General features: G+C 48.0%; 19 protein-coding genes and 2 other annotated features. All 19 genes read right to left on the bottom strand.

The window, feature by feature from the left end:
* On the bottom strand, positions 1-420 hold the full coding sequence (rpsL, locus tag NST70_RS00680; protein WP_014096504.1) for a 30S ribosomal protein S12: 420 nt from the start codon (positions 418-420) through the stop codon (positions 1-3).
* Positions 421-516: 96 nt separating this feature from the next.
* Complete coding sequence (locus NST70_RS00675; RefSeq protein WP_014096505.1) at positions 517-765, bottom strand: 50S ribosomal protein L7ae-like protein; 249 nt, start codon at positions 763-765, stop codon at positions 517-519.
* Positions 766-923: 158 nt separating this feature from the next.
* Positions 924-4,517: a DNA-directed RNA polymerase subunit beta' gene (gene rpoC, locus NST70_RS00670; RefSeq protein ID WP_035182958.1), complete on the bottom strand. Its 3,594-nt coding sequence runs from the start codon at positions 4,515-4,517 to the stop codon at positions 924-926.
* Between the two features lie 132 nt (positions 4,518-4,649).
* The gene (rpoB, locus tag NST70_RS00665; RefSeq protein ID WP_046721145.1) at positions 4,650-8,210 is read right to left on the bottom strand and encodes a DNA-directed RNA polymerase subunit beta; all 3,561 of its coding nucleotides are present in this window, start codon (positions 8,208-8,210) and stop codon (positions 4,650-4,652) included.
* A gap of 236 nt (positions 8,211-8,446) precedes the next feature.
* Positions 8,447-9,049 (bottom strand): class I SAM-dependent methyltransferase, encoded by a 603-nt coding sequence (locus NST70_RS00660; RefSeq protein ID WP_061577350.1) that lies wholly within the window; start codon positions 9,047-9,049, stop codon positions 8,447-8,449.
* Between the two features lie 88 nt (positions 9,050-9,137).
* Positions 9,138-9,503, bottom strand: a complete 366-nt coding sequence (gene rplL, locus NST70_RS00655; protein ID WP_013858068.1) for a 50S ribosomal protein L7/L12 — start codon at positions 9,501-9,503, stop codon at positions 9,138-9,140.
* A gap of 48 nt (positions 9,504-9,551) precedes the next feature.
* Entirely contained in the window at positions 9,552-10,052 is a 501-nt protein-coding gene (gene rplJ / locus NST70_RS00650) for a 50S ribosomal protein L10 (RefSeq protein ID WP_061566909.1), read from the bottom strand.
* A gap of 35 nt (positions 10,053-10,087) precedes the next feature.
* Positions 10,088-10,234 (bottom strand) — a sequence feature (ribosomal protein L10 leader region).
* A 46-nt stretch (positions 10,235-10,280) separates the two neighbouring features.
* Positions 10,281-10,982, bottom strand: a complete 702-nt coding sequence (gene rplA / locus NST70_RS00645; RefSeq protein ID WP_061565124.1) for a 50S ribosomal protein L1 — start codon at positions 10,980-10,982, stop codon at positions 10,281-10,283.
* Between the two features lie 107 nt (positions 10,983-11,089).
* The gene (rplK, locus tag NST70_RS00640) at positions 11,090-11,515 is read right to left on the bottom strand and encodes a 50S ribosomal protein L11 (protein WP_014096513.1); all 426 of its coding nucleotides are present in this window, start codon (positions 11,513-11,515) and stop codon (positions 11,090-11,092) included.
* A 360-nt stretch (positions 11,516-11,875) separates the two neighbouring features.
* Positions 11,876-12,409, bottom strand: a complete 534-nt coding sequence (nusG, locus tag NST70_RS00635; protein ID WP_061565123.1) for a transcription termination/antitermination protein NusG — start codon at positions 12,407-12,409, stop codon at positions 11,876-11,878.
* Between the two features lie 149 nt (positions 12,410-12,558).
* Positions 12,559-12,744: a preprotein translocase subunit SecE gene (gene secE, locus NST70_RS00630; RefSeq protein ID WP_017551230.1), complete on the bottom strand. Its 186-nt coding sequence runs from the start codon at positions 12,742-12,744 to the stop codon at positions 12,559-12,561.
* 35 nt (positions 12,745-12,779) lie between these two features.
* Positions 12,780-12,926, bottom strand: a complete 147-nt coding sequence (gene rpmG / locus NST70_RS00625) for a 50S ribosomal protein L33 (protein ID WP_017551231.1) — start codon at positions 12,924-12,926, stop codon at positions 12,780-12,782.
* 312 nt (positions 12,927-13,238) lie between these two features.
* Positions 13,239-13,844 (bottom strand): RNA polymerase sporulation sigma factor SigH, encoded by a 606-nt coding sequence (gene sigH / locus NST70_RS00620; protein WP_052123306.1) that lies wholly within the window; start codon positions 13,842-13,844, stop codon positions 13,239-13,241.
* A gap of 111 nt (positions 13,845-13,955) precedes the next feature.
* Positions 13,956-14,465, bottom strand: coding sequence for an NYN domain-containing protein (locus NST70_RS00615; RefSeq protein WP_026104597.1), 510 nt, complete (start codon positions 14,463-14,465; stop codon positions 13,956-13,958).
* A gap of 1 nt (position 14,466) precedes the next feature.
* On the bottom strand, positions 14,467-15,210 hold the full coding sequence (gene rlmB, locus NST70_RS00610) for a 23S rRNA (guanosine(2251)-2'-O)-methyltransferase RlmB (RefSeq protein WP_035182964.1): 744 nt from the start codon (positions 15,208-15,210) through the stop codon (positions 14,467-14,469).
* A complete protein-coding gene (locus tag NST70_RS00605) occupies positions 15,210-15,623 on the bottom strand; it encodes a Mini-ribonuclease 3 (protein ID WP_026684124.1) in 414 nt (137 codons plus the stop codon). Before NST70_RS00605 ends, rlmB begins: the two co-directional genes overlap by 1 nt.
* Positions 15,620-17,017 carry a cysteine--tRNA ligase gene (gene cysS, locus NST70_RS00600; protein WP_061565122.1) on the bottom strand — a complete coding sequence of 466 codons (1,398 nt, stop codon included), beginning with the start codon at positions 17,015-17,017 and terminating at the stop codon, positions 15,620-15,622. The genes NST70_RS00605 and cysS overlap by 4 nt, the downstream gene beginning before the upstream one ends.
* On the bottom strand, positions 16,998-17,666 hold the full coding sequence (gene cysE / locus NST70_RS00595) for a serine O-acetyltransferase (RefSeq protein WP_014096521.1): 669 nt from the start codon (positions 17,664-17,666) through the stop codon (positions 16,998-17,000). The genes cysS and cysE overlap by 20 nt, the downstream gene beginning before the upstream one ends.
* A 128-nt stretch (positions 17,667-17,794) precedes the next feature.
* Positions 17,795-18,024, bottom strand: a binding site (T-box leader).
* A 44-nt stretch (positions 18,025-18,068) separates the two neighbouring features.
* Positions 18,069-19,529 (bottom strand): glutamate--tRNA ligase, encoded by a 1,461-nt coding sequence (gltX, locus tag NST70_RS00590; RefSeq protein WP_061565121.1) that lies wholly within the window; start codon positions 19,527-19,529, stop codon positions 18,069-18,071.
* Positions 19,530-19,556: the final 27 nt, after the last annotated feature.

The following is a 19,556-nucleotide window of genomic DNA, read 5'->3' as shown; positions in this document are numbered from 1 at the left end:
TTATTTCTTTTCTTTCGGTTTTTTCGTCCCGTATTTGGAACGGCCTTGTTTCCGGTTGTCAACACCGGCAGTGTCAAGCGCGCCACGCACGATGTGGTAACGTACACCAGGCAGGTCTTTTACACGTCCACCGCGGATTAAAACAACGCTGTGTTCCTGCAGGTTATGGCCGATACCAGGGATATAAGCCGTTACTTCAATCCCGTTTGTTAAACGGACACGGGCATATTTACGAAGCGCCGAGTTCGGTTTCTTCGGCGTCATCGTCCCAACACGCGTACATACACCGCGTTTTTGGGGTGAAGAAAGATCGGTATTGATTTTTTTGAAACTGTTATAGCCTTTATTCAGCGCAGGTGACTTAGATTTCTCGATTTTTGATTTACGAGGTTTGCGCACCAATTGGTTAATAGTAGGCATCTGTTTTTCCTCCCTTCGAACAATTTAAGTCCACACATCCAGGTGGTTCATTTAATGGCAAAAACAAATTTTTGCGGTTTCTCCCGCAAAAAGTGTTTAATAAATAAGTGCAACAGCTGCAGCTCCGACTTCAATGCCGCACACTTTTCCAAGTTGTTTTTTCGACTCGGCATACGTAACCGGCACATTGAATTGTTCGGCAACGGAAATGACTTTGCCCGTAATATTCGGATCAGCATCTCTGGCAACGAGCAGTTCATCCACATTTCCGGACTTTATCGCTTTCGCTGTTTGTTTTGTCCCTACAACAATTCTTTTCGCCTGATTTACTTTTTCATAAGACATCGCAATATCCTCCAAAGTATACAGGTATTCATAGGAGCACCTTGAATATATTATCACTTTGAAAATCCAAAGTCAACATCCTGTGTAAAAAAGGCCATGGTTTTTTGCTAAAAAACAGAAAAAGGTGCAGCACCGGTTTTTGCCGGTGCTGCCGCCGATTATTCAGCCGGCACTTCTTCTTCCTTTTTCACCAGTTCAGGAACCGTTTTGCGGTAGCGGGTCATGCCCGTCCCTGCAGGAACAAGTTTCCCGATAATGACGTTTTCTTTCAAGCCGAGCAGTTCATCGCGTTTCCCTTTGATCGCCGCATCGGTTAACACGCGGGTCGTTTCCTGGAAGGAGGCTGCCGATAAGAACGAATCGGTTTCCAGGGAAGCTTTTGTAATCCCGAGCAGAACAGGACGGCCTGTTGCAGGGCGGTTGCCTTCCTTGAGCGCCTTTTCATTCGCTTCACCGAACTGATGGATATCAAGCAATGTTCCCGGCAGGACATCCGTATCGCCGGCATCGAGCACCCTTACTTTTCTCAGCATTTGGCGGACCATCACTTCAATATGTTTGTCGCCAATTTCCACCCCTTGCATCCGGTAAACTTTCTGTACTTCACGGAGCAAGTATTCCTGTACGGTTGTGACGTCCGTGACACGCAACAGGTCTTTCGGGTCAATGGAACCTTCCGTCAGTTCCTGCCCGCGCACGACGTGGTCATCTACCGCCACTTTCAAGCGGGAAGTATAAGGGGCTGTATAAGTGCGCGTTTCGACAGCGCCCTGAATGACAATTTCATATTGACGGTCGCGCCCTTCGCTGATGGAAGTGACAACACCTTCCACTTCGGAAATAACAGCCTGGCCTTTCGGGTTCCGAGCTTCAAACAATTCCTGAATACGCGGAAGACCTTGTGTAATGTCATCCCCGGCAACACCGCCTGTATGGAATGTACGCATCGTCAGCTGTGTACCAGGTTCGCCGATCGATTGGGCGGCAATAATCCCGACTGCTTCGCCGACTTCCACTTCTTGGCCGGTGGCAAGGTTGCGGCCGTAGCATTTTTTACATACACCATGGCGGGTGTTGCAAGTGAAGGCCGAACGGATCCAGACTTTTTCATAGCCGGCATCGACAATTTCTTTCGCGATATCTTCAGTAATAAAGCCGTTTTCCTCAATGATGACTTTGCCTGTTTCGGGATGCTTGATCGTTTTTCTTGAATAACGGCCGGTTAACCGTTCTTCAAGCGATTCAATGATTTCATTTCCTTCTTTCAACGCACTGATCAAAAGCCCGCGGTCTGTGCCACAGTCGTCTTCACGAATGATAACATCCTGCGCCACATCAACAAGCCGGCGTGTCAGATAACCCGAGTCTGCCGTCTTAAGGGCTGTATCAGCAAGGCCTTTACGGGCACCGTGTGTCGAAATAAAGTACTCTTGCACAGTTAAGCCTTCACGGAAGCTCGATTTAATCGGCAATTCAATAATCCGGCCGGCCGGGTTGGCCATCAAACCGCGCATACCGGCAAGCTGTGTAAAGTTCGACGCGTTACCCCGGGCCCCCGAGTCACTCATCATAAAAATCGGGTTCCGTTTATCGAGCGATTCCATCAGTTTGCCCTGGATCGTATCTTTAGCCCCGCTCCAGATCGAAATAACACGGTCATAGCGTTCGTCTTCGGTAATTAAACCGCGGCGGAACTGTTTCATGACTGTATCGACTTTTTTCTGGGCATCCGAAAGAATTTTTTCTTTCTCGCCTAAAACGACGATATCCGCAACACCAACGGTAATACCAGCTTTGGTCGAATAATGGAAGCCAAGATCTTTTAAGCGGTCAAGCATCTTGGATGTTTCCGTAATCTTGAACCGTTTGAACACCTCGGCAATGATGCTGCCAAGGAAGCCCTTTACAAACGGGCGAATTAACGGCTGTTCTTTAATATGCGCTTTTACGTCAATCGAAGGATCAACAAAGTATTTATCCGGCGTTTTTTCTTCAAGATTTGTTGTCGTCGGTTCATTAATATACGGGAAGCTCTCCGGCAAAATTTCATTGAAGATCACTTTCCCGACTGTGGTAATCAACAGCTTCTTGTTTTGCTCTTCCGTGAACGTCGGATTGTTCAGCGATCCGGCATAAATGGCAATTCTCGTATGGAAATGCACGTAGCCGTTGTAATAAGCCGTGTACACTTCGTTTACATCTTTGAAGACAGATCCTTCACCGACTGCATCTTCACGTTCAAGCGTTAAGTAGTAGTTGCCAAGTACCATGTCCTGGGACGGGGTAACAACCGGTTTCCCGTCTTTCGGGTTCAAAATATTTTGTGCGGCAAGCATCAGCATGCGTGCTTCCGCCTGTGCTTCGGCGGATAACGGAACGTGAACCGCCATTTGGTCGCCGTCAAAGTCCGCGTTGTAAGCCGTACATACGAGCGGATGAAGACGGATCGCACGGCCTTCCACAAGCGTCGGTTCAAACGCCTGGATCCCGAGCCTGTGCAAAGTAGGCGCACGGTTCAACAGGACAGGGTGTTCTTTAATGACTTCTTCAAGGACATCCCAAATTTCAGGCTGCAAACGTTCAATTTTCCGTTTTGCACTTTTAATATTATGGGCGAGGCCTTTTTCAACCAGTTCTTTCATTACGAACGGCTTGAACAGTTCGATCGCCATTTCGCGCGGCAGGCCGCATTGATACATTTTCAGGTTCGGGCCGACAACAATAACGGAACGGCCGGAATAGTCAACCCGTTTCCCGAGCAGGTTTTGACGGAAACGACCCTGTTTCCCTTTCAGCATATGGGAAAGCGATTTTAACGGGCGGTTCCCCGGGCCGGTTACCGGACGTCCACGGCGGCCGTTGTCAATCAGAGCATCAACGGCTTCCTGCAGCATCCGTTTTTCATTTTGGACAATGATGCTTGGCGCGCCAAGATCAAGCAGGCGTTTCAGGCGGTTATTCCGGTTGATCACACGGCGGTACAGATCATTTAAGTCGGATGTCGCAAAGCGGCCGCCTTCCAGTTGTACCATTGGCCGCAGTTCAGGCGGAATGACCGGGAGAACGTCCAGCACCATCCATTCCGGTTTATTGCCGGAATTACGGAAAGCTTCCAGTACTTCAAGGCGTTTGATGGCGCGTGTACGGCGCTGCCCCTGGGCAACTTTCAGCTCTTCTTTCAGCATTTCGCATTCTTTGTTGACATCTACATCTTGGAGCAACTTTTTAATGGCTTCCGCACCCATGCCTGCCTGGAATTTATTGCCGTATTTTTCACGGTAAGCACGGTATTCTTTTTCGGAAAGAAGCTGTTTCTTTTCCAAAGAAGTGTCGCCTGCTTCCGTGACAACGTAAGATGCGAAGTAAATGACTTCTTCCAGGGCACGCGGGGACATGTCAAGGACAAGGCCCATGCGGCTTGGAATCCCTTTGAAGTACCAAATATGCGAAACAGGGGCGGCAAGTTCAATATGTCCCATTCTTTCCCGGCGCACTTTTGATCTTGTTACTTCCACGCCGCAGCGGTCACAAACCACGCCTTTGTAACGGACGCGTTTATATTTTCCGCAATGGCATTCCCAGTCTTTCGTCGGTCCGAAAATCCGTTCACAAAAAAGCCCGTCTTTTTCAGGTTTTAACGTCCGATAGTTGATTGTTTCCGGTTTTTTGACTTCACCGTACGACCAGGATCGGATTTTATCCGGTGAAGCAAGACCGATTTTCATGTACTCAAAATTATTTACATCCAGCAAGGGGCCAGCCTCCCTTTCGTCTTTAGGTTCATACCTTAAAACACACGCAGAAGAAACAGAAACAGAAGCCGGATTGTACGAAGGCATACAATCCGGGCAAAAGCCTCTGTTTGTTCCCAGCAACATAAACGATTAGTCTTTGGATGCCCCGATTCCTTCCGGTTCTTCTTTTGTCTCAGGCGCAATATTCAGCGTATCGGCCTGATTCAGGTCATCGTCGTCTTCGAGATCACGCATTTCAATTTCCTCGTCGTCGCCGGAAAGAATCTTCACGTCAAGTCCCAAACTTTGAAGTTCTTTAATCAGCACTTTGAACGATTCCGGGACACCCGGTTCAGGGACGTTTTCCCCTTTGACGATCGCTTCATAAGTTTTCACACGTCCGACAACATCGTCCGATTTAACGGTCAGGATTTCCTGGAGCGTATAGGCTGCGCCATAGGCTTCAAGCGCCCATACTTCCATTTCGCCAAACCGTTGGCCGCCGAACTGCGCTTTACCGCCGAGCGGCTGCTGGGTGACAAGCGAGTAAGGGCCTGTTGAGCGGGCATGCAGTTTATCATCAACCATGTGGGCGAGCTTGATCATATACATAATCCCGACAGACACACGGTTGTCGAAAGGCTCACCGGTGCGGCCGTCATAAAGAACCGTTTTTGCATCGCGTGCCATGCCGGCTTCTTCAATCGTTTCCCATACATCTTCTTCGCGCGCGCCGTCGAATACAGGCGTCGCCACGTGGAGGCCAAGTTTTTTGGCCGCCATGCCAAGGTGAAGTTCAAGCACCTGGCCGATATTCATCCGGGAAGGCACGCCGAGCGGGTTCAACATGATCTGGACAGGTGTACCATCCGGGAGGAAAGGCATATCTTCTTCCGGAAGAATCCGGGAGATAACCCCTTTGTTCCCGTGGCGCCCGGCCATTTTGTCGCCCTGGTGGATTTTCCGTTTCTGTACAATATAGACGCGGACAAGCTGGTTCACGCCAGGCGGGAGTTCATCCCCCGCTTCACGTGTAAACACTTTGACGTCGAGCACGATGCCGCCGCCGCCGTGCGGAACGCGAAGCGATGTATCCCTGACTTCGCGCGCTTTTTCACCGAAAATCGCGTGGAGCAGCCGTTCTTCCGCTGTCAGTTCCGTAACGCCTTTCGGGGTGACTTTTCCGACAAGCAAATCGCCGTCTTTTACTTCGGCACCGATCCGGACAATCCCGCGTTCGTCAAGGTTTTTCAAAGCATCTTCCCCGACGTTCGGGATGTCACGGGTCATTTCTTCCGGTCCGAGTTTTGTATCACGGGCTTCAGATTCGTATTCTTCAATATGGATAGAAGTATACACATCTTCTTTTACAAGTTTTTCGCTCATGATGATGGCATCTTCGTAGTTATAGCCTTCCCATGTCATAAAAGCAACGAGTACGTTCTGGCCAAGGGCAAGTTCGCCGTGGTCCATTGACTGGCCATCCGCTAAAATTTCGCCTTTTACCACACGGTCGCCTTTTTTCACAATCGGGCGCTGGTTAATGCACATGCCATTGTTGGAACGTTTGAATTTTTGCAGGCGGTATTTGTCAAGGTCGCCTTTTACTTCCTGGCCGTCGACATCGATGACGCGGCGCACCCAGATTTCCCTGGCTTCCACATGTTCGACAATACCGTCATATTTGCAGATAAGTGCTGCGCCGGAGTCCTTCGCATTGACATATTCCATCCCGGTGCCGACAATCGGCGCTTGCGGGTTCATAAGCGGAACAGCCTGGCGCTGCATGTTTGCCCCCATCAGGGCACGGTTCGAGTCGTCGTTTTCAAGGAACGGAATACATGCCGTTGCAGCCGATACAACCTGTTTCGGCGAAACGTCCATATAATCAACGCGGTCTGTTTTGACAACAATGTTTTCACCGCGGAAACGTGCATATACTTCATCGTCAACGAAAAAGCCGTTTTCATCCAGCTGTGCGTTCGCCTGTGCGACGACATAATTGTCTTCTTCATCGGCCGTTAAATAATCAATATGCTCCGTAACACGCCCTGTATCCGGATCAACCCTGCGGTAAGGCGTTTCAATAAAACCAAAACGGTTCACTTTTGCATAGGTTGATAAAGAGTTAATCAAGCCGATGTTCGGGCCTTCAGGCGTTTCAATCGGGCACATGCGGCCGTAGTGGGAATAGTGCACGTCACGCACTTCCATCCCGGCGCGCTCACGGGTCAAACCGCCCGGGCCGAGTGCCGACAGCCGGCGTTTATGGGTCAGTTCCGCAAGCGGGTTTGTCTGGTCCATGAACTGGGACAGCTGCGAACTGCCGAAAAATTCTTTAATGGCCGCAATGACCGGACGGATATTGATCAGCTGCTGCGGCGTGATGGTGTTAATGTCCTGGATCGACATTCTTTCACGAACAACGCGTTCCATCCGGGAAAGACCGATGCGGAACTGGTTTTGCAGCAATTCGCCGACAGACCGTAAACGGCGGTTACCGAGGTGGTCGATATCATCCGTATTGCCGACGCCATGCAGCAAATTAAAGAAGTAGCTGATGGAAGCCACAATATCCGCAGGTGTAATATGTTTAATGCTTTCATCAACATAAGCATTTCCGATTACATTGATCACTTTTTCGTTATCGTCAATCGGGGCATAAATTTTGATGGACTGCAATGTAATATCATCATCAACAACGCCGCCAGTTTGGCTGTACGTTTCAAACTTCAGCCCTTTTTCGAGAAAAGGCACAATTTTATCAAGCGTACGCCGGTCTAAAATAGTTCCTTCCTCCGCGATGATTTCGCCGGTTTCAGGGTCTGCAATCGATTCAGCCAGCCGTTGCCCGAAAAGGCGGAATTTCAGGTGAAGCTTTTTATTCATTTTATAACGCCCGACATTGGCCAGATCATAGCGTTTCGGATCAAAGAAACGCGAAATCAGCAGGCTTTTTGCGTTTTCAACAGTCGGGGGTTCACCCGGACGGAGGCGTTCATATATTTCAAGAAGCGCTTTTTCCGTGCTTTCGGTATTATCTTTTTCAAGCGTATTTCTTAAGTACTCATTATCACCGATCAGATCAATCATTTCCTGGTCGGAGCCGAAACCGAGCGCCCTGAGGAGAACCGTAATCGGCAGTTTTCTTGTGCGGTCGATGCGGACGTAGGCCACATCTTTCGCATCTGTTTCATATTCAAGCCAGGCGCCGCGGTTCGGAATTACCGTTGCGGTGTAGCCGTATTTCCCGTTTTTGTCCATTTTGCTGTTAAAATAAACACTAGGGGAACGGACAAGCTGGGATACAATAACACGTTCTGCGCCATTAATGATGAAAGTCCCCGTTTCGGTCATTAACGGGAAATCGCCCATGAACACGTCCTGGTCTTTTACTTCACCTGTTTCCTTATTGACAAGGCGCACCTTTACACGAAGCGGAGCAGCGTATGTTACATCGCGTTCTTTGCATTCGTCGATGGAATATTTCGGTTCGCCGAGGCTGTAGTCAATAAACTCCAGCGACAGGTTTCCGGCAAAATCCTCGATCGGAGAGATGTCCTGGAACATTTCACGCAAACCTTCGTCAAGGAACCATTGGTAAGATGCGGTTTGGATTTCGATAAGGTTTGGCAGCTCTAAAATTTCTTTGATGCGCGCGTAACTTCTGCGCTGGCGGTGCCGTCCATACTGAACTAGTTGATGTGACAACTGATTCACCCCTCAAATCAAGCGTTTTGTTTGCATCTTTCGTCAAACAACAATAAAGCTAAGGCAAAAAGAAAAAGGGTTTTTTATGAAAAAACCACATATCGCATGACGAGCTTATGATTTTATAAGTATTTTCCAATTCATCCAAAATATATACTTGACAAGTATAGCTTAGATTGCATAAAGAACCTTAATCTATTGGCATTTTATGATTTTAACATATATGAAATCGGGAGTCAAATTTTTTTGGCTTTAAAAACAAAATATCCTTTTTCTTTTCCAACACAATTTACCTCATCAAATATGCTTTCTAATTTTTTCCTGGCAGAAGGGGCCCCCTGCTTTTTCCGGATGACCACCCAAAGTTCGCCGTTGTTTGCGAGATATTGGTAACTTTCTTCAAAAATCCGGTGCACAATCTGCTTTCCGGCGCGGATCGGGGGATTTGTGGCAATCAAGGCAAACGGGCCGCTTTTCACATTTTCAAAAAGATTGCTTTCGTATATGGAAACATTTGAAATATGGTTCCGGGCAGCATTTTTCTTTGCCAGCTCGACCGCTCTTGTATTAATATCCGCCATATGCACATGGCGGTCGGGAAAAGATTTTGCAAGCGCGAGGCCGATCGGTCCGTAACCGCAACCCATATCAAGGACCGGCCCTTCCGTTTCAGGCATGGCCACAAGATCGAGCAAAACGCGGGAGCCGAAGTCGACTTCTTTTTTTGAAAAAACCCCTTGGTCTGTTTGAAAATGAAAGGCATGCCCTCTCAATGTAAAGCTGAAATCTATCGGTTGATGCTTTGCTTCTGGGTTTTGCGAGTAGTAATGTTCAGCCATGAAAAGTCCCACTCTTTCTTGGAGGATTCAGGAAGAAGAGATGTTGAAAAAAGCCCGCCAAATGCGGGCTTTTTCTTTAAAAAGGGCCTTACTTCACTTCTACGCCGGCTCCAACTTCTTCAAGTTTCGCTTTAAGTTCTTCGGCTTCTTCTTTCGCTACGCCTTCTTTAAGCGGTTTTGGAGCATTGTCAACAAGTTCTTTTGCTTCTTTAAGGCCAAGGCCTGTGATTTCGCGGACAACTTTGATGACTTTGATTTTTTGTGCGCCGGCTTCAGTCAGCACAACATCAAATTCCGTTTTTTCTGCAGCAGCTTCCCCGCCTGCAGCGCCGCCAGCAACAGCAACCGGTGCAGCAGCGGTTACGCCGAATTCTTCTTCAATGGCTTTCACAAGATCGTTCAATTCAAGCACTGTCATTTCTTTGACAGCAGAGATGATTTCTTCTTTCGTCATTTTCATATCCTCCTACAAGATATTTTTTTAAAGTATATTCCGTAAAACTTATGCGCTTTGTTCTTCTTTTTGATCTGCGACTGCTTTTGCAGCAAGAGCAAAGTTGCGGATTGGCGCCTGCAGTACGCTGAGAAGCATGGAAAGCAGGCCTTCGCGTGAAGGAAGCTTTGCGAGTGCTTTGATTTCATCAACGGTTGCAACATTGCCTTCAATGACACCTGCTTTGATTTCCAAAGCTTCGTGGTCTTTTGCGAAATCATTAAGGATTCTCGCAGGCGCAACCACGTCTTCCGTACTGAATGCGATCGCATTCGGGCCGGTCAGCGCGCTGTTCAATCCGTCCATCCCGGCTGCTTCTACAGCACGGCGCGTCATCGTGTTTTTATACACTTTAAATTCAACGCCCGCTTCGCGCAGCTGTTTACGCAGCTCAGTTACTTCAGCCACGTTTAAACCGCGGTAATCGACAACCACAACGGCTGTACTTGATTTGAATTTATCGGTGATTTCATCCACCAGTTGTTTCTTTTGTTCAATTGCACTGCCCATCTTGACACCTCCTACAGATATTCTTGATGAACATTTATACCAAAACAAAACCTCCATATCCCGAGACATGGAGGTTTCATGCATGCGGAGGCCTTAAGGCGCCCCCGGATTTATACGCATTACCTCGGCAGGAAATTAAGCCCTCCGGCACCTGCTGTCTACGGTACAAATGTTTACTTTTTAAAACCGTTCTTAATTATAGCAGCCCGCAGGCAGCATGTCAAATCATTATTTTGCTGCCACAAAAGAAGACGGGTCTACTTTGATGCCAGGCCCCATGGTCGATGTGACAGAAACATTCTTCATGTAAGTGCCTTTTGCAGCTGACGGTTTTGCTTTCATCAATGTGTCAAACAAGGTTGACAGGTTTTCAACCAACTTTTCCGGTTCAAAAGAGGCTTTCCCGATCGGGGCATGGACATTGCCCGCTTTGTCAACACGATATTCGACTTTACCGGCTTTAATGTCCTGGACCGCTTTTGTCACATCAAATGTTACCGTGCCGGTTTTCGGGTTCGGCATTAATCCTCTAGGCCCAAGGATGCGCCCGAGTTTACCAACTTCGCCCATCATATCCGGCGTTGCCACGATGACATCAAAATCAAACCAGCCCTGCTGGATTTTGTTGACGTAGTCTGTATCGCCGACATAATCCGCACCGGCTGCTTCCGCTTCTTTTGCTTTTTCGCCTTTTGCAAAAACAAGCACGCGCTGGGTTTTCCCTGTTCCGTTTGGAAGCACGACAGCACCGCGGATTTGCTGGTCCGCTTTTTTCGGGTCAACGCCGAGGCGGAATGCAGCTTCAACTGTTGCATCAAATTTTGTAAAACTTGTTTTTTTCACCAGTTCAATGGCTTCCTGAACCGGGTAAGCTTTGGAACGGTCAACGAGTTTCAAAGCGTCAACATATTTTTTTCCTTTTTTCGCCATTTGTATTTCCTCCTCGAATGTGGTTTTAACGGAATAACCTCCCACGAAAAAGGTTGCGAGCCAGTATCGCATCGCAACCCCGTTGGACATAACCAGTACTGCATGGATCAGTCTTCGATCGTAATCCCCATGCTGCGCGCCGTGCCTTCCACCATGCGCATTGCCGCTTCAACACTTGCCGCATTTAAGTCAGGCATTTTTGTTTCTGCGATTTCACGCACTTTGTCACGCTTCACAGTTGCCACTTTTGTACGGTTCGGCTCGCCGGAACCGGATTCAATGCCGGCTGCTTTTTTCAGCAGAACTGCAGCTGGCGGGGTTTTTGTGATGAATGTAAATGAACGGTCTTCAAATACCGTGATTTCAACAGGTATAATCAAGCCTGCCTGATCTGCAGTACGAGCGTTGAATTCTTTACAAAATCCCATAATATTGACGCCGGCCTGGCCCAGTGCAGGACCAACAGGCGGTGCAGGATTTGCTTTACCGGCAGGAATCTGCAATTTAACAATTTTTACTACTTTTTTAGCCACGAGACACACCTCCTTAAGTCCGTGATGTGGTAACAGGGGCTGAGCCCTCCCACTCATCTGTTTGATTGAACCCCCCACGGCTGAAGCCGCGAGCTTCCTGCAGACACCGAAACATGCTCCGCTGTCTACGCAGGCTATCCCCGCAAGTTCCTGCGGTTAGCCGGACAATTGGCGTGCCGAAAAGGCAAGCCATATCCGAAGCCAATTCATCTCATGACCGTGTCACGAGTGTATCATAAGAATCATGTGATTGCATTGTGTCTGTTCATGCGGGTGCCCGGTCAGGCGGGCCATCCGCAAAGAACATACTGACTTATAACATATTAACATCTCAGCATATGGATTTCAAGTTTTATCCCGTTATATTTTATCAATTTGTTCAAAAACAAGCTCTACCGGCGTATCCCGCCCGAACATATTGACCATGACTTTTGCCCTGCCTTTGTCGCGGTCCATTTCCACAATCTTGCCGGCAAAATTCGCAAACGGCCCTTCTTTTACCGTCACCGTCTCGCCGATTTCAAAGTTCACATCGGCCCGTTTTTCTTCCATGCCCATCCGTTTCAAGATGGTATTAATTTCTTCTGGCAAGAGCGGCGTCGGCTTGGAACCGCCTCCCGACGACCCAACAAAACCGGTGACGCCCGGCGTGTTCCGGACGACATACCAGGAATCATCCGTCATCACCATTTCCACCAGGACATAGCCCGGGAAAACTTTTCGTTTCACCACTTTTTTCTTCTCATTTTTCACTTCAAGTTCTTCTTCTTCCGGTACCACTACCCGGAAAATTTTATCCTGCATCCCCATTGATTCCACGCGCTTTTCCAAATTGGTTTTGACTTTATTTTCATAGCCTGAATACGTATGGACAACATACCAGTTTTTTTCCATCTAATAGGACTTGATGTCCGTCCCTCCCTGTTGGTCTTTTGATTTTTTGGGCAAATGAAAAAACCCGCTAACCGGGTTTGAGTCGTTGCTTATGATACTCCCATTATACCATGTTTTATCATTGGATATTCAAGTGTAAAATGATCATTTTACAATGAGTTTTCAGCCCACCGGATCACTGCGGAAATGCCGAGATCGATGACAATAAAGAACAATGTCAGGAAAGCAACCGTTACAAGGACTGTAATCGTGTATTTGACCAGCTCTTTGCGCCCCGGCCAGCTGACTTTTCGCATTTCGGAAGCTACATTACGAAAAAATTTTGTGATGGACATGTATTTAAGACCTCCAAGTAAGCTCATGTTCGTTGTTATTTTGTGCCGCGGTGGATGGTGTGTTCGTTGCAGTGCTTGCAAAACTTCTTTAATTCCATTCTTTCAGCCTTTCCGTTGCCCGTTGTGGTCGTGTAATTGCGCGAACCGCAAACCGAACAGGCAAGTACCATTTTTTTCTGCATCTCATCACCAGCTGTCTTATGGTCTTACGGCGTTAACGGAACCTGCCGCTGTAAAGAACCTCTCCCGGAAAACCGGGAGAGTCTTTTGGGCGCCGCCGGTTCCGTACCGGTATCGTATCAAAACATAAAATCCTACAAATCAACATAACACGGCAGAAAGCTTGTGTCAATCAGTAGCAGAAGAAGGGATGTGCCGGGTTTTTCCCGAAAGCATTGAATACCAGGCATTGAAAGATAGCTTTTTGTACGCCTTAATGCCGCACTTGCATCCGGGAAAAACGGCCTGGCGGAAATACGGCTTACAACACCTTTTCAGTAAGTCAGCTCCCTCCTTTCCAACAGGCGCTCCAGCTTCTTTTTGACGCGTTGTAAAGCGTTATCAATTGATTTTACATGGCGGTTCAATTCTTCTGAAATTTCCTGGTAGGACTGCCCGTCCAGGTAAAGGGCGAGCACTTTTCTTTCCAGATCGCTTAACAGCTCGGATATTTTTACTTCTATATGGACATATTTTTCGCGGATTAAAATCAATTCTTCAGGATTGGAAATTTTCGCGCCGGTGATGACATCCATCAACGTACGGTCGGATTCTTCATCATAAATTGGCTTGTCCAGGGAAATGTAAGAATTAAGCGGTATGTGCTTTTGGCGGGTGGCAGTCTTAATTGCGGTAATCATTTGCCGGTTGATGCATAATTCAGCAAAAGCCCTGAAAGACGTGAGCTTGTCCTCTCTGTAGTCGCGTATGGCCTTATACAGCCCGATCATGCCTTCCTGGATAATATCCTCGCGGTCGGCCCCGATGATAAAGTAAGAACGCGCTTTTGCCCTGACAAAGTTTCTGTATTTTTGGATCAAGTAATCCAGCGCTTCGCTTTCGCCGTTGTGTATCCGTTCAACCAACTCTTCGTCCTGCATCGTGCCATATCTTTCTTCATATGCTGCCTCAATGTTCAGGTTCACCTATATCCCCCCATGAGCATTCGATAAAAGCTATTATACAGTACAGAATTTTCAATCGTCAACCGCTCATCTTTTCCCCCTGCGTAATTTTTCGAAAATTTCCATGACCTCCTGGCTTAACGGTATTCTTGTTGCCGGCTTTTCCTCTTGAATTGATTTTACATTTCTTTTAATCTTTTGTTCAATCACTTCCACTTTGGTCAACAGTTCGCGTGCTGAAATTCTTAAAGCGCCCTGGCCGAATATTTGCCACTGCTCAGTAAAATCGGATGTGGCCACATAAATCTGCGTGCGGATGTTGTTCAGTTTAATGGCCATTTTTTCAATCCGTTCATCTGCTGTTTCATTTTCTTTTGTAAAAATGACTTCCACTTTGTGATAGCGGTACTTTTTTTCCAGGCCTTTCACCCCGTAAGCATCAAAAACGACGATGACTTTGTCATCCGTATAGCCCTGGTATTCCGCCATGATCTCAACAAGCCGGTCTCTGGCGGCGCCAAGGTCTTTTTGTTTCAATTTTTGCAGTTCCGGCCAGGCGCCAATGATGTTATAGCCGTCCACCAGCAAAATATTCATTTTATTCACCAAGCGGATGGCGCTTCCTGTAAACCTCATACATGAGCAGGCCGGCAGCAACGGACGCGTTGAGCGAAGTCACATGCCCTGCCATCGGAAGGCGGATCAGAAAGTCGCATGCTTCTTTTACGATCCTGCTCATCCCCTTCCCTTCACTGCCGATGACAAGACATAGCGGCAGATCGGCATCCATTTGCCGGTAATCGGTCGTCCCGGAAGCATCGGTTCCCGCAATCCACAGCCCTTGCTGCTTTAAGCCGGCAATCGTTTGCGAAAGGTTTGTTACCCGCGCCACCGGGATATGTTCAATCGCGCCGGTTGAAGCTTTCGCCACCGTTGCTGTTAATGCGACCGAGCGCCTTTTCGGGATAATGACGCCGTGTGCGCCGACCGCATCAGCCGTCCGTAAAATCGAGCCGAGATTATGCGGATCCTCCAATTCATCGAGGATCAGGATAAACGGGTGTTCATTCCGCTCTTTGGCAAGTTTGAACATATCGCCTGTTTCTGCATACCGGTAAGCGGCAACGAGCGCCAGTACACCCTGATGCGCCCCGTCAGCCACCTGGTCAATCTTTTTTTTCGGGACAAATTGGACGGTCACTTTTCTTTCCCTTGCAAGCTCCATCACCTGCTTCATGGCGCCTTTTTGTGAACCTTCCGCAACCCAGATTTTGTTGATTTCCCGGCCCGCTCTTAACGCTTCCAGCACCGGGTTTTTGCCAGCAATGTATTCCTGGTCCATCAGCGCGCCCCTCCTTTCTGGTCTTCGACAATGCCTATTGCTTTTTCAATCAGCGCCTCCATCCGCTCCCGGCTGCCGGATAAATAGTGATAGCCGATCAGCGCTTCAAATGCAGTGCTGTGCCGGTATGTCTGGACATCCGTATTTTTCGGAACCGTGCCCGATTTTGCATTTCTGCCACGCCGGACAACAGCGGTTTCTTCTTCCGTTAAAAGATCTTCGTTCATCATCTGTTTTAAAACTTGAGCCTGCGCCTTCGCGGAAACAAAGCGGATCGCTTCCCGGTGAAGGCGGTTCGGCTTCGTTTTTCCCTGCAAAAGGACATGGTGCCGGATATATTCTTCATATACCGCATCTCCCATATAAGCAAGCGCGAGGCTGTTCAGTTGTTTCGGATCAAGGGTGACCGTCATAAGCGTCTCCATCTCACCCCTTGAGGCGTATCTTCAAGAATGATATTCATGCTTTTCAACTTGTCACGGATTTCGTCAGCCAGTTGGAAATTGCGTGCCTTTCTTGCTTCATTCCGTTTTTCAATCAGCGCTTCAATTTCTTCGTCCAAAAGCACTTCTTCCTCGAGCTTCAGGCCGAGAACGCCGGAAATCGTTTCAAACTCTTTCATAAATGCCCGGAGAACAGTTTCTGTCGTATTTTTTCCCCGCAAGTAATAATTGGCCTGCTTCGACAGTTCGAACAAAACAGAAATACCGTTTGCCGTATTGAAATCATCATCCATTGCCTCGATAAACTGGCGATGGAGCGAACGGACCTGTTCCAGCCATTTTTCATCATCTTCTGCCAGATTTGCACTGGATTCAAGCCGGTGCTTTACATTTTGGTACGACGTTTTGATCCGTTCAAGCCCTGCCTTCGCATTGGCAAGCAGTTCCTCGCTGTAGTTGATCGGATGGCGGTAATGCACCGACAGCATGAAAAAGCGCAAAACTTGTGGATCGTGCCGCTCGATGATGTCATGGACAAGCACAATGTTTCCGAGCGACTTCGACATTTTCTCGTTATCAATATTGATATAGCCGTTATGCATCCAGTAACGAGCAAACGGTTTGCCTGTCAAAGCTTCTGACTGGGCAATTTCATTTTCGTGGTGCGGAAAAGTCAGGTCCTGCCCGCCCGCGTGGATGTCGATCGTATCGCCAAGATATTTCTTCGCCATGGCCGAGCATTCAATATGCCATCCCGGCCGGCCTTTCCCCCACGGACTGTCCCACGAAATTTCCCCCTCTTTTGCCGCTTTCCAAAGGGCAAAATCAAGGGCGTCTTCTTTCTTTTCCCCTACTTCAATTCTCGCACCTGATTTCAATTCGTCAATCGATTGATGAGACAATTTACCGTAGTCCGGAAAACTTCTCGTATGGTAGTAAACATCACCGCCTGATTCATAGGCATGGCCTTTTTCAATTAATTTTTCAATAAACGCGATAATCGCATCCATATTTTCCGTCACGCGCGGATGGGCGTCTGCATGGCAGCAACCGAGCGCATCAATATCTTCAAAATAAGACTTGATAAACCGTTCGCTTAAAGCCGGCACTTCTTCTCCGCGTTCTTTTGCGGCTTTAATGAGTTTATCGTCCACATCGGTGAAATTCGACACATAGTTTACATCATAACCCCGAAATGCCAAATATCGTCTGACCGTGTCAAATACGATCGCCGGCCGCGCATTTCCAATATGGATATAATTATAGACAGTCGGGCCGCATACATACATTTTCACTTTCCCCTCTTCAAGCGGGATAAACGGCTCCTTCTTTCTTGTTAACGTATTATATATCTGAATGCTCATACATTCTTGCCCCTTCCTTTCTCAGTTGTTCCAATTCCGACCGCAAAGCCTCGATTTCCTGCTGCATGCTGTTCAGGCGGTCTGCAACAGGGTCAGGCAGCTCATTATGTTTTAAATCTTTTTTAATTTTGACGCCGTCCTGGACGACGACCCTGCCAGGAATGCCGACCACTGTCGAATTGGGGGGGACATCCTTTAATACGACAGAACCTGCCCCTATTTTTGCATTTTCCCCAATCGTAATCGAACCTAAAACTTTCGCCCCGCTTGCGATTAACGCATTGTCTTTAATTGTCGGATGGCGCTTGCCCTTTTCCTTCCCGGTGCCGCCGAGCGTAACGCCCTGGTAAACCGTCACGTTATCGCCGATTTCGCACGTTTCCCCGATCACAACCCCCATGCCGTGGTCGATGAAAAACCGCCTGCCGATTTGTGCACCGGGGTGGATTTCAATTCCGGTAAAGAAGCGGCTGAGCTGCGAAATCACCCGGGCGATAAAAAACATTTTCTTTTTATAAAAAAAGTGCGCAATCCGGTGTGCCCAGATGGCATGAAGACCGGAGTAAGTCAAGATCACTTCAAAATACGTCCGTGCTGCCGGATCCTGATCAAAAACCACTTCAATGTCTTCCTTCAACCGCTTAAACATGTGCTACTCCCCTTTCGCTTGTTTTTTTCCCATTCCCCGTCCGTTTATAAAATTTCTTCCGCTTTGCATTTCCATCAGCCGGATGTGTCATCGGACCTGCAATTTAAAAAAGAAGCGCCTCTGCAACGGACAGAGACGCTTCTTGATCGCGCGGTTCCACTCTGTTTGGCGGCAGGCCTTGCCCGCTGCCCAACTTTCCCTGTTAACGGGCGGCCCCCGCTGCATCCTACTGGCAAACGCGTTCAGATACAGGCTCGAAGGTGCATTTCAGAAAAGGAGGGGCTTAAACCACTTTCAGCCGGCGATGGTTCTCTCTTTGAAGCGTCCTCTTCCTACTTCTCCTTCTCAACGCTTTTTCATACATCTATTTTAACCATATCATATCCTATTTTCGAAAAAATGTTAACCCGTGATTCTTTCAAGGCGTTTCTTTACTTTTTCCCTGCCGAGCAGTTCGATCAGGCTTTGCAGTTCCGGGCCGTGTGTCTGGCCGCTAACGGCAACACGGATCGGCATAAACAGCTTTTTCCCCTTTTGTCCGGTTGCTTTTTGCACTGCTTTGATCGCTTTTTTGATTTCGCCTGCTTCAAATGGTTCGATTCTGTCCAGTTCTTCAAGGAATGCACGGAGCACTTCCGGAACGTGCTCTCCCGACAAAATCGCCTTTGCTTCGTCGTCATATGTGATTTCATCCGTAAAGAAGAGCGGTTTCGACAATTCGACAATTTCCGCGCCGTAGCTCATTTGTTCCTGATAGAGAGAGATGAGTTTGCGCACCCATTGTTCTTCTTCAGGTGTCCGGTTTTCCGGAACGAGCCCTGCTTTTACAAGATGCGGCAACGCAAGCTCCACAACTTTATCCAAATCGAGCTTTTTCATATACTGGTTGTTCATCCATGCCAATTTTTGGCGGTCAAACAAAGCAGGCGATTTCGACAGCCGTTCCGGGTCAAAAATCTGGATAAATTCTTCCCGCGAAAAAATTTCTTCCTCGCCCTTCGGTGACCAGCCGAGCATGGCAATAAAATTAAACAACGCTTCCGGCAAATAACCGAGTTCCGCGTACTGCTCAATAAACTGAATGATGCTTCCGTCGCGTTTGCTCAGTTTTTTCCGGTGCTCATTGACAATCAGCGTCATGTGGCCGAATACCGGCGGTTCAAAACCGAATGCTTCATAAATCATCAGCTGTTTCGGCGTGTTGGAAATATGGTCGTCCCCCCGGAGCACGTGGGAAATTTTCATTAAATGATCATCGATCGCAACCGCAAAATTATAAGTCGGCATCCCGTCTTTTTTAACGATGACAAAGTCGCCGATTCCGTCCGATTCAAAAGATACTTCGCCTTTTACGATATCGTTGAACGTATACACTTTGCCTTCCGGAACATGGAAACGGAGGCTCGGTTTCCGGCCTTCCGCTTCAAGCCGCTTCCTGTCTTCTTCTGTCAGATGGCGGCATTTCCCGGAATAACGCGGCATTTCCCCGCGTGCAAGCTGGGCTTCACGTTCGGCTTCCAGTTCTTCTTCCGTACAATAGCATTTATAAGCCAGCCCGCGGTCAAGCAGATCTTCATAATATTTTTTATAAATATCGAGGCGTTCCGACTGGCGGTAAGGCCCGTATTCGCCGCCGACATCAATGCTTTCGTCCCAGTCGATGCCGAGCCATTTCAAATATTTCAGCTGGCTTTCCACGCCGCCTTCCACATTCCGCTTCTGGTCGGTATCTTCAATCCGGATAATGAACTTTCCACCTTTGCTGCGCGCAAATAAATAATTGAATAATGCGGTACGGGCATTCCCGATATGCAAAAAACCGGTCGGGCTCGGAGCGTACCGTACTCTGATTTCGTTTGCCATGTCGATTCTCCTTTAAATTGTCGCTTT

The organism is Weizmannia sp. FSL K6-0777 (genome assembly GCF_038593185.1).
In the GTDB taxonomy this organism is placed as follows: Bacteria; Bacillota; Bacilli; order Bacillales; family Bacillaceae_C; genus Weizmannia; species Weizmannia faecalis.
The sequence above is the reverse complement of the archived record's forward strand: the minus strand, read 5'-3'. Positions and strand labels throughout refer to the sequence as shown.